This is a genomic window from Micromonospora sp. ABR4_055 (assembly GCF_056160425.1).
Window position 1 is genome coordinate 1 of record NZ_JBSWXD010000191.1, and the last position, 11,026, is coordinate 11,026.

Sequence of the window (11,026 nt, forward strand, 5' to 3'; positions counted from 1 at the left end):
GGTGGTGACCGGACCGGGTCACCACCCACCGCCGCCGTTCATCCGTGACCGGATCAGCTGGCCAGCATCTTGCGCAGCACGAACTGCAGGATGCCGCCGTGCCGGTAGTAGTCGGCCTCGCCCGGGGTGTCGATCCGGACCACGGCCTCGAACTCGACACCCGTGTCGGTGCGCACGGTCACCGTACGCGGAGTGGTGCCGTCGTTGAGCGTGGTCACCCCGACGATGTCGATCGTCTCGGTGCCGGTGAGCCCGAGGGAGGCGGCGTCCTGCCCGGCCGGGTACTGCAGCGGCAGCACCCCCATGCCGATCAGGTTGGAGCGGTGGATCCGCTCGTACGACTCGGCGATGACGGCCCGTACGCCGAGCAGCATGGTGCCCTTGGCCGCCCAGTCCCGTGACGAACCGGAGCCGTACTCCTTGCCGGCCAGCACCACCAGCGGCACGCCGGCCTGCGCGTACGCCACCGACGCGTCGTAGATGCTGGTCTGCTCACCGGTCAGGTGGTTGACGGTGAACCCGCCCTCGACGCCCGGCACCAGCTGGTTGCGCAGCCGGATGTTGGCGAAGGTGCCCCGGATCATCACCTCGTGGTTGCCGCGCCGGGACCCGTACGAGTTGAACTCGTGCCGGGGGACACCGTGCTCGCTGAGGTAGCGCCCGGCGGGGGAGTCGGGCTTGATCGCACCGGCCGGCGAGATGTGGTCGGTGGTCACCGAGTCGCCGAGCCTGGCCAGCACCCGGGCACCGGCGATGTCGGTCACCGGCCGAGGTGTCGGTGCCATGCCCTCGAAGTACGGGGGCTTGCGCACGTAGGTCGACTCGTCGGCCCAGGTGAAGGTGTCGCCGGTGGGGGTGGGCAGCGACTGCCACTGCTCGTCGCCGGCGAACACGTCGGCGTACGCGGCGCCGAACCCGGCGGCGCCGATGGCGCTGGCCCGCACCTGCTCGATCTCGGCGTTGCTGGGCCAGATGTCGCGCAGGAACACCGGCTGGCCGTCGGATCCGGTGCCGAGCGGCTCGTTGGCCAGGTCGATGTCCATCGTGCCGGCGAGGGAGTAGGCGACGACCAGCGGTGGCGAGGCCAGGTAGTTCATCTTGACGTCCGGGTTGATCCGGCCCTCAAAGTTGCGGTTGCCGGACAACACCGACACCACGGTCAGGTCGTGTTCGTTGACCGCGGCGGAGATCTCCTCGGGCAGCGGGCCGGAGTTGCCGATGCAGGTGGTGCAGCCGTAGCCGACCAGGTGGAAGCCGAGCTTCTCCAGGTACGGGGTGAGGCCGGCCCGCTCGTAGTAGTCCATGACGACCTTGGAACCCGGTGCCAGGGTGGTCTTCACCCACGGCTTGCGGGCCAGCCCCCGGTCGACGGCGTTGCGGGCCAGTAGCGCGGCACCGAGCATCACCTGCGGGTTGGAGGTGTTGGTGCAGGAGGTGATCGCCGCGATCACCACGGCCCCGTGGTCCAGCTCGAACCGGGCGCCGTCGGCACCGGTCACCTGCACCGGCTTGCTGGCCCGTCCGCCGGCGCCGACCGAGGCACTGATCAGCTCGTGCGGTTTGTCGGCCGGGTCGTCGGCGCCGTCGGCGGCCGGCGGGTCGCTGGCCGGGAAGGATTCGACGCTGGCCTCGTCGGCGGGGCCGGCCACGGACGGGGTGTGGTCGTCGGCGACGTAGTCGGTCAGCGCCGAGCGGAACATGGTCTTGGCGCTGCCCAGCGGCACCCGGTCCTGCGGGCGTTTCGGTCCGGCCAGCGACGGCTCGATGGTCGACAGGTCGAGCTCGAGCCGCTCCGAGTAGTACGGTTCGGCGGCCGGGTCGTGCCACAGGCCCTGTTCCTTGGCGTACGCCTCGACCAGCGCTACCTGCGCGTCGTCGCGGCCGGTGAGCCGCAGGTAGTTGATGGTCTCCGCGTCGATCGGGAAGATCGCGACGGTGGAGCCGTACTCGGGCGACATGTTGCCGATGGTGGCCCGGTTGGCCAGCGGCACGGCGCCGACACCGGGTCCGTAGAACTCGACGAACTTGCCGACAACGCCGTGCTGGCGCAGCATCTCGGTGATGGTGAGCACCAGGTCGGTGGCGGTGGTGCCGGCGGGTGCCTCGCCGGACAGCTTGAACCCGACGACCCGGGGGATCAGCATGCTGACCGGCTGGCCGAGCATGGCGGCTTCGGCCTCGATGCCGCCGACGCCCCAGCCCACGACGCCCAGCCCGTTGACCATCGTGGTGTGCGAGTCGGTGCCGACGACGGTGTCCGGGTAGGCCTGCCCGTTGCGTTCCATGATCGTCCGCGCCAGATACTCGATGTTGACCTGGTGCACGATGCCGGTGCCGGGCGGGACGACCTTGAACTCGTTGAACGCGGTCTGCCCCCAGCGCAGGAACTGGTAGCGCTCCTTGTTGCGGCCGTACTCCAGCTCGACGTTGCGGGCGAAGGCGTCCTCGCGGCCGAACAGGTCGGCGATGACCGAGTGGTCGATGACCAGTTCGGCCGGCGCGAGCGGGTTGACCTTGGTCGGGTCGCCGCCGAGCTCGCGGACGGCCTCCCGCATGGTGGCCAGGTCGACCACGCACGGCACGCCGGTGAAGTCCTGCATGAGGACCCGGGCCGGGGTGAACTGGATCTCGACGCTCGGCTCGGCGGTCGGGTCCCAGGAGCCGAGTGCCCGGATCTGCCCGGCGGTGACGTTGGCCCCGTCCTCGGTGCGGAGCAGGTTCTCCAGCAGGATCTTCAGGCTGTACGGCAGGTGTTCGTGACCCGCCACTGTGTTGATCTTGAAAATCTCGTAGCTCGCGTCGGCGACGCGCAGCTGGCTCTTCGCACCGAAGGTGTCGAGGCTCGCCACGTCGGACTCCTTACCGCTGTGTCCCTGGTCGTCCTGGCAGTCTTTCGTACGGATTACCGCGGCGTCGGGGTGAGGTAACACTTACCCGGAGCGCGGCTCGCAACAAAACCGTACGTCCGTCTTGCTATTGTCGCAACCCGGTGTCGGCTTCCGGGACGGGTTTGTCGAGCGGTCGCACCGGGCACCGCGGTCTCGTGGACACCTCGACCGACCTCGACACCCTCGCCGGCTTCTTTGACCGGTACGGCGCGGCGATCACCGCCGGCGATGTGCCCGGTATCGCGGACTGCTTCGCGTCGCCGGCGATGGTCGTCGCCGATGCCTACAGCTTCGCGTTCTCCTCGCCGGCGGCGGTGGCGCTGTCCTTCGTCGGCGCCGCGCCCGATTACGCCCAGCGGCGGATCGTCGCGTCGCACGCCCGCTTCCACCAGGTTCGGCAGGTGAGCATTGCGTTGGTGGCGGTCGAGGTGGAGTGGGAGTACCTCGACGCCGACGGGCGGTCGGTGCCCGGTCAGCGATTCCACTACCTGTTGCGGCTTCGTCGCGACGCGGTGCGTATCTGTACTGTTACCCCACTCCACTAACTAGTCAGTAACTGGGCCTTTTGCGTTGCGGGTCGAAATCGCTACTCTTCCGCGGGACGTCGGCGCATAAAGGGGGCCATCGTGGACGGCAGACACTCCGCGCGCACCGCCTGGACCCCCTCCACCGTGATCGCCCTGGCGCCGTGGGTGGTCGTCCTGAGTGGAGTCGCTGTCATGGTGGTCATCCTTCTGGTGGCCGCCGGCTGTGTACCCGTGCAGACCCGGGCCATCGGTGAGTCACAGCCGACCGTGCGGCCGGAGCCCGAGCCGCGGGTCGCGGTGAGCCCACCGGCGGTGAACACCGGCGGCCAGCTGGTCGCCACAGCCCCACCGCCGTCCGGCGAGGCGGTCCTGCGGCCAGCTCCCTCGTCCTCTCCGGTTCCCTCCTGGCCGGCCTCCTCCTCGCTGCTGCCGTCCACCTCGGCCACCTTGCCGTCGTTGCCGTCCACTCCGTCCTACGATCCACCGCGTGTCACCACGCCCGCCGCGCCCAGCGCCTCGGCGCCGGCGGCCGCTCCCGACGTGATCGGCCGCTACCGGGTGCTCCAGCAGTTCGGCGACGGGTTCATTGCCGAGGTGCTGGTAATGAACACCTCGCGGTACGACCGTGCCTGGACCGTGACCATCAGTTTCCCGGACAACGTCAGCCGGATGCACACCGCGTGGGTCGAAGGTGCGCCCCAGGCGACCATGCGCCGGTCCGGCCGGGAGTACGTCTTCACCGGTTCGGTGCCGGTCGGGGCCCGTTCGTCGGTACCGCTGCGGTTCCACTTCGAACGCCACGGTCACGGCACCACCCCGCAGCGGTGCCTGGCCAACGGCGCGCCCTGCGACCTGGACTGACCACGCCTGCAAGTTATTGCAGAATCTTGCAGCAAGGGTTGGCGTGCGCTCATCGTCAACGGAAGGCTGTCGATGGAAGCCGCACCCGTCCGCACCCGTGCGTTTCGCTTGGCGCCGTATGCTCTCGCCGCCGTCCTCGCTGTCACCTTGGCCGCCGTCCCGGCGCCGGTGGCCGATGCGCCGACGGCGACTACACCGGCTGGGGGCTGCACGTCTGGGACGGCGCCGCCACCCCCACCGACTGGGCCGATCCGCTGCCGCCCGCCGACCGGGACGACTACGGCGTCACCTTCCGGGTGCCGCTGACCGACGACGCGACCGGGCTGAGTTACATCGTCCACCGGGGAGACGACAAGGATCTGCCGACCGACCAGCGGCTCGACTTCGACGCCGTCGGCCGCGAGGTGTGGCTGCTCGCCGGTGACCCGCAGCGGCTGCTGCCACCGGCACCCGGCGGTGCCCGCCGCGACCTCGACCTGACCGTCCAGCGGGCCCACTGGATCGACCGGTCCACCGTGGCCTGGGCTACCGGGCCGACCGACGGCAGACGCTACGACCTGGTCTGGGCACCCGCCGGCGGGCTGCGGGTCGACGGTGACGACCTCGTCGGCGACCACCGGTCGATCCCGCTGACCGCGCGGCGCAACGGGCTCACCGAGACCCAGCGTGCGGCGTTGCCGCACCTGTGGGCACACCGCGCCTTCACCGTCGATGCCCGGGACCGGGCGACGCTCGCCGCCGCGCTGCGCGGCCAGGTCGTCGTCACCGAACGCGACCACGAGGGCAACCTGTTGGCGGTCACCGGCGTGCAGACGCCGGGCGTGCTCGACGACCTGTACGCCGCCGCGACGAAAGCCCCGCTCGGCGTCACCTTCGCCGGCCGGCGACCGACCCTGTCGGTCTGGGCACCGACCGCCCGGACCGTCGCGTTGGAGCTGTTCGACACGCCGACCGCCGAGCCGCAGACCGTGGCGATGCGCCGCGACGACCGCACCGGCGTCTGGTCGGTACGCGGTGAATCGTCCTGGCGGGGCCGCTACCGGAATGCGGGCCAGCGCTCCGGCCTTCAGGCCGGGGGTGGTGGCCCGCGCTGGGAGGGCCGCCAGGGCCCGAGCAGTGCTCTAACCTGGCCGGGTCTGCTGCTCGATGTACTGCGTCACGATGCTCGGTGGCGCGCCGCAGGCGGAGCCGGCGAGGTACGAGCCCGACCAGAGAGTTTGTTGGCCCGGTGGTAGTGGCGTGCGAGGTCGGGAATTTCCTGCCGGGGGCGGCGCGACGGGACGCCCTTGAGTGAGTTGACCAGGCGGGCCACGGCGACTTCGGGTGGGTGGTCGACCAGCAGGTGGACATGGTTGTGGCCGCCGTTGAACTCGACCAGTCCGGCCTCGAAGTCCGTGCACACGTCCCGCATGATCTGTTTTCATGCGGGTCAGGTGCCGGTCGGCGAACACCGGGTGCCGGAACCTCGTCACGAAAACCAAGTGGACATGCATCGCGACAACGCAGTGCCTGCCGGTACGGCCACCTTCGACTTCTGGCGTAGTCAATACCACCGGCTGCTCGACGACGGCACCGTCGCCACCTCCACCTGCTGCGCCAACACCGCACCGGAACACGCCATGATGGGCCGGCTGGTCGTCGACTCGGTGGTCACCTGGGCCCGGGCGTACAAGGTGGACGGCTTCCGGTTCGACCTGATGGGCCACCACCCGAAGGCGAACATCCTGGCGGTACGCCGGGCGCTGGACCGGCTGACCGTGGCCCGGGACGGGGTGGACGGCCGGTCGATCCTGCTCTACGGCGAGGGCTGGGACTTAGGCGAGGTCGCCGGCGACGCCCGGTTCGTCCAGGCCACCCAGGCCAACATGGCCGGCACCGGGGTCGGCACGTTCACCGACCGGCTGCGTGACGCGGTGCGCGGCGGTGGCCCGTTCGACGCCAACCCACGGGTGCAGGGCTTCGCCTCCGGCCTGTTCACCGATCCGAACGGGGATCCGGTCAACGGCAGCCGCGCCGAGCAGCAGACCCGGTTGCGCCACCAGCAGGACCTGATCAAGGTCGGGCTGACCGGCAACCTGGCCGGGTACTCGTTCACCGCTGCCAGCGGCGATCGGGTGACCGGCGCCGACGTCGACTACAACGGCTCACCGGCCGGCTACACGGCGGCACCGGGGGAGGCGGTGACCTACGTCGACGCCCACGACAACGAGATTCTCTACGACGCGCTGGCGTACAAGCTGCCGGCGGGCACGTCGGCGGCCGACCGGTCCCGGGCCCAGCTGCTCGCCCTGTCGACGGTGGTCTTCGCCCAGGGGACCGGGTTCGTCACCGCCGGCAGTGAACGGTTGCGGTCCAAGTCGTTGGACCGCAACTCGTACAACTCGGGGGACTGGTTCAACCAGATCCGCTGGGACTGCGCTGCCGGCAACGGATTCGGCGCCGGGCTGCCGCCGACAACGCCGACAAATGGCCGTACGCCGGACCGCTGCTCGCCGACCCGGCCCTGGTGCCGGACTGCGCCACGATCGAGGCGACCGCCGCCCGGTACGCCGAACTGCTGCGAATCCGTGCTTCGTCACCGGTGTTCGCCCTGTCCACCGCCCGCGAGGTGCAGCAGCGGGTCAGCTTCCCGCTGGCCGGGCCGGCCGAGACCCCCGGCGTGATCACCATGCGGCTGCGCTCCGCCGGCCTGGACCGGCGGTGGGGGTCGGTGACGGTGATCTTCAACGCGACTCCGCAGACCGCCCGGCAGCGGCTGCCCGAGCTACGCCGGGCCGCCATCGAACTGCACCCGGTGCTGCGCGACTCGGCCGCCCCGGTGAGCCGGCAGGCCAGCTTCGACGCCGCCACCGGCACGTTCACCGTGCCGCCGCGTACCGTGGCGGTCTTCGTCGGGCCGACCTGACGGCCCACCGGATCGGCACCGGTGCCGATCCGGTGCAGATCGGGGCCGACAATGGTCGGGGCGGGCGTGCGTCAGGGCAGGCGTGCGTCAGGGCAGCCGGGGGCCGGCGTCGCGCTGCGCCGCCAGCCAGGCCTCGACCTCGTCGGCCTGCCGGGGCAGCCCGGCCGACAGGTTCACCGCGCCGGCGGCGGTGACCAGCACGTCGTCCTCGATCCGGATGCCGACGCCGCGCAGCTCCTCGGGCACCAGCTCGTCCTCCGGCTGGAAGTACAGGCCGGGCTCGACGGTCAGCACGTACCCCTCGCCGAGCTCGCCGTCGCGGTAGCGTTCCTTACGGGCGTACGAGCAGTCGTGCACGTCGATGCCGAGCATGTGGCCGAAGCCGTGCAGCGTCCACCGGCGGTAGACGGTCGACTCCTTCTCCATCGCCTCGTCCACGCTGACCGGCAGCACGCCCAGCTCGGCCAGGCCTTCGGCGAGCACCCGCATGCAGGTCTGGTGCACGTCGCTGAACTTCACTCCCGGCTTGATGTAGTCCATTCCGGCCTGCTGCGCGGCGTAGACGATGTCGTAGACCTGGCGCTGCAGGGCGGTGAACCGGCCGGACACCGGCAGGGTCCGGGTCACGTCGGCGGTGTAGAGGTGGTGCCCCTCCACGCCCATGTCCATCAGCAGCAGGTCACCCGGACGGGTGACGCCGTCGTTGCGTACCCAGTGCAGGATCGTCGCGTGCGCGCCCGCGCCGACGATCGATCCGTAGCCGACGTCGTTGCCGTCGTGCCGGGCCCGCAGCGCGAAGACCCCTTCCAGCAGCCGTTCGGCGACCGGTCGGTCGGCCGGCAGTACCCGGGCCACGTCCTCGAAGCCGCGGACCGTCGCGTCGATCGCCGCCTGCAGCTGGGCGACCTCCCACTCGTCCTTGACCAGCTTCGCCTCGGCGATCGCCGAGGCCAGCTCGCGGTCGCGGGCCCCGGCGTCGTCGCCGCTGTCGTACGGCAGCACCGCCGCGTCCACCCGCGGGTCGAAGCCGCGCAGCACCCGGGTCCGGGCGGGCGCGCACCCGGCCAACGCCTGCGGCAGCTCACTCAGCGGCGCCGTGCGCAGGCCCAGCTCGGTGGACTTCTCCGCCAGGGTGCGCCGCCGGCCCACCCACAGCTCGCCGTCGCGGCTGCGGAAGAACTCGTCGTTGTCGCGCGACGACCGCTGCCGGGTGTAGAGCACCGCGTCGTGTCCGTCGCCGGTCGGGTGCAGCACCAGCACGCTGTCCGGATCGTGGTCACCGGTCAGGTAGACGAAGTCGCTGCCCGGCCGGAACGGGTAGTCGGTGTCGTTGGCCCGGGTCTTCTCGGTGCCGGTGGGCACCACCAGGGTCTCGCCGGGGAAGGCGTCGGCGAGGGCGGCACGGCGGCGGGCGTGGTTCGGCACCTCGGCGCGCGGGGCGAGCGGCAGCGTGTCGTCGCGCCAGCCGGTGCGCATGAACTCCAGGAGCTTCTCCGGGAAGTCCGGGTCGTGCGACTCGGTGCGCGGCTGCTCGGCGGCGACCTCGGCGGTCGTCTCGGTGCCTTCGGCGGTCATCTCGGTGCCGGTGGCTCCGGCCCGGTCCGGTGCCGTGCCCTCGGTCTGATCGTGTGTCACTGCGTCCTCCCCACGGTTGGGCGTACTCGACGGTACCGCGTGACCGGCTCGTGAAAAGATGTCTGCCATGTGCGGACTCCTGGCCTTTTTCAGCGCCCGCGGCGACGCCGGCGCACACCGCGACGCGATCGCCCACGCGTTGGAATGCCTGCACCACCGTGGCCCGGACGAGACCGGCGTGGAGGTGATCGGCGACCCGACCGGCCGGTGGGCGGACGCGGTGTTCGCGCACAAGCGGCTGGCCATCATCGACGTGGCGTCCAGCCAGGAGCCGCTCGCCTACGCCGACGGCCGCTACCTGCTCACCTTCAACGGCGAGATCTACAACTACATCGAGCTGCGGGACCAGCTGGTCCGGGAGTTCGGCGCGCAGTTCGCCACCGCCGGTGATGGTGAGGTGATCGTCGCCGGATACCACTACTGGGGCGAGAAGGTGCTGCACAAGCTGCGCGGCATGTTCGCCTTCGTGATCTGGGACCGGCAGCGGCGTCGCGCGTTCGGCGCCCGGGACTACTTCGGCATCAAGCCGCTGCACTACCTGCAGACCCCGGACGGCATCTACCTGGCCTCGGAGAAGAAAGCGCTGCTGCCGTTCTCCGCCGCCGCGGGTGCCGGCGACGCCGGGGTGGACACCGCGAACCTGTCGCACTATCTGACCCTGCAGTACGTGCCCGAGCCGCGCACCCTGCACTCCGGAATCAGCCGGATCGGCTCCGGGGAGTGCCTGACCTGGTCGCCGCCGGCGCTGGACCCGACGACCGGTGGGCCGGCGCCGGACCCGGCCGGTGGTGTACAGGTCCGCCGCTGGTACCAGCCGATCTTCCGGCCGACGCCGACGCCGGACCCGCAGCGGCTGTACGACGAGATCCGCGAGACGCTGCGGGAGAGCGTACGCATGCACATGCGGGCCGACGTGCCGGTCGGAGCGTTCCTGTCCAGCGGCATCGACTCGACCGCGGTGGTGGCGCTGGCCCGCGAGTTCAACCCGAACATCCTGACCTTCACCGTCGGGTACGACGTGTCGGGCTACTCGGAGATCGAGGTCGCCCAGGACTCGGCCCGGCACCTGAACGTGACCACCATCCCGACGAAGATCGGGCCACAGGACATGATGGAGGCGCTGCCGCGCATCGTCTGGCACCTGGACGACCCGGTGGCCGACCCGGCGCTGGTGCCGCTGTACTTCGTGGCGCAGAAGGCCGCCGAACACGTGACGGTGGTGCTCTCCGGCGAAGGCGCGGACGAGTTCTTCGGCGGCTACACCATCTACCGCGAGCCGCTGTCGCTGGGCGCGGTGCACGGACTGCCGGATCCGATGCAGAAAGGGCTGCGTGCCGTCTCGAAGGTGATCCCACAGGGGGTCAAGGGTAAGAGCTTCCTGGAACGCGGCACCACCCCGATCGAGGAGCGCTACTACGGCAACGCGCGGATGTTCACCGAGGAGGAGAAGCGGCACCTGCTGCGCCGCTACGACCCGTCGGTGCGCTACACCGACGTGACCGCGCCGATCTACGCCGAGTGCGCCGAGCTCGACGACGTCACCAAGATGCAGTACGTCGACCTGTACACCTGGCTGCGCGGCGACATCCTGGTCAAGGCGGACCGGATCTCGATGGCGCATTCGCTGGAGGTGCGGGTGCCCTTCCTCGACAAGGAGGTCTTCGACGTGGCCGCGAAGATCCCGGTGGAGCTACGGCTGCCGCCCCGCTCCGACGCCACCAAGTACGCGATGCGCCAGGCCCTGCAGGCCGTGGTGCCGCCGGCCATCGTGAACCGCCGCAAGCTCGGCTTCCCGACCCCGACCCGGGTGTGGCTGCGCGGCGAGATGTACGAGTGGGCCCGGCACATCTTCGCCACCTCGGGCGCCGGTGACCTGCTCGACCTGTCGTACGCGATGCGGCTGCTCGACGAGCATAAGCGTGAGGAGGCCGACCACTCCCGCAAGGTGTGGACGGTGCTGGTGTTCTGCATCTGGCACGCGATCTTCGTGGAACGTTCACTCGACCCCGGCATCCGGCGCAACCAGTCGGCGCTGCTCACCAAGCCGGTGGTCGGGTCGATGGTGGCCTGACCCACTGCGGTCCGGCTCGCCGGGACTACCGAGTCACGCGTCGACTCGACCTGCGAGGCCACGCACCGACCGGGGGGGGGGGGGGGGGGGGGGGGGGGGGGGGGGGGGGGGGGGGGGGGGGGGGGGGGGGGGGGGGGGG

5 protein-coding genes and 3 pseudogenes are annotated in these 11,026 nt (G+C 70.8%); 5 read left to right on the forward strand and 3 right to left on the reverse strand.

Annotation, left to right across the window (positions count from 1 at the left end):
• Positions 1-53: 53 nt before the first annotated feature.
• Positions 54-2,849, reverse strand: a complete 2,796-nt coding sequence (locus ACXAHD_RS28785) for an aconitate hydratase (protein WP_281567318.1) — start codon at positions 2,847-2,849, stop codon at positions 54-56.
• Positions 2,850-3,043: 194 nt separating this feature from the next.
• Between ACXAHD_RS28785 and ACXAHD_RS28790 the strand changes: the two genes are divergently transcribed.
• The 3 genes and pseudogenes from ACXAHD_RS28790 to ACXAHD_RS28800 form a co-directional block, all read left to right on the forward strand.
• On the forward strand, positions 3,044-3,433 hold the full coding sequence (locus tag ACXAHD_RS28790) for a hypothetical protein (RefSeq protein ID WP_281555392.1): 390 nt from the start codon (positions 3,044-3,046) through the stop codon (positions 3,431-3,433).
• A 174-nt stretch (positions 3,434-3,607) separates the two neighbouring features.
• Entirely contained in the window at positions 3,608-4,276 is a 669-nt protein-coding gene (locus ACXAHD_RS28795; protein ID WP_281555391.1) for a cellulose binding domain-containing protein, read from the forward strand.
• Positions 4,240-5,256, forward strand: a pseudogene (locus tag ACXAHD_RS28800) (pullulanase-associated domain-containing protein); the annotation flags it as partial. The gene ACXAHD_RS28795 and the pseudogene ACXAHD_RS28800, both read left to right, overlap by 37 nt.
• 141 nt (positions 5,257-5,397) lie before the next feature.
• Here the strand turns inward: ACXAHD_RS28800 and tnpA are convergent.
• Positions 5,398-5,769 (reverse strand): annotated as a pseudogene (gene tnpA / locus ACXAHD_RS28805) (IS200/IS605 family transposase).
• Positions 5,770-5,823: 54 nt separating this feature from the next.
• On the opposite strand from tnpA, the pseudogene ACXAHD_RS28810 reads away from it, so the two are divergent.
• Positions 5,824-7,181 (forward strand): annotated as a pseudogene (locus ACXAHD_RS28810) (alpha-1,6-glucosidase domain-containing protein); the annotation flags it as partial.
• 87 nt (positions 7,182-7,268) lie between these two features.
• Here the strand turns inward: ACXAHD_RS28810 and ACXAHD_RS28815 are convergent.
• Positions 7,269-8,756, reverse strand: a complete 1,488-nt coding sequence (locus ACXAHD_RS28815) for an aminopeptidase P family protein (RefSeq protein ID WP_281567473.1) — start codon at positions 8,754-8,756, stop codon at positions 7,269-7,271.
• A gap of 127 nt (positions 8,757-8,883) precedes the next feature.
• On the opposite strand from ACXAHD_RS28815, the gene asnB reads away from it, so the two are divergent.
• Entirely contained in the window at positions 8,884-10,887 is a 2,004-nt protein-coding gene (gene asnB / locus ACXAHD_RS28820; protein WP_281555390.1) for an asparagine synthase (glutamine-hydrolyzing), read from the forward strand.
• The last annotated feature ends 139 nt before the right edge of the window (positions 10,888-11,026 follow it).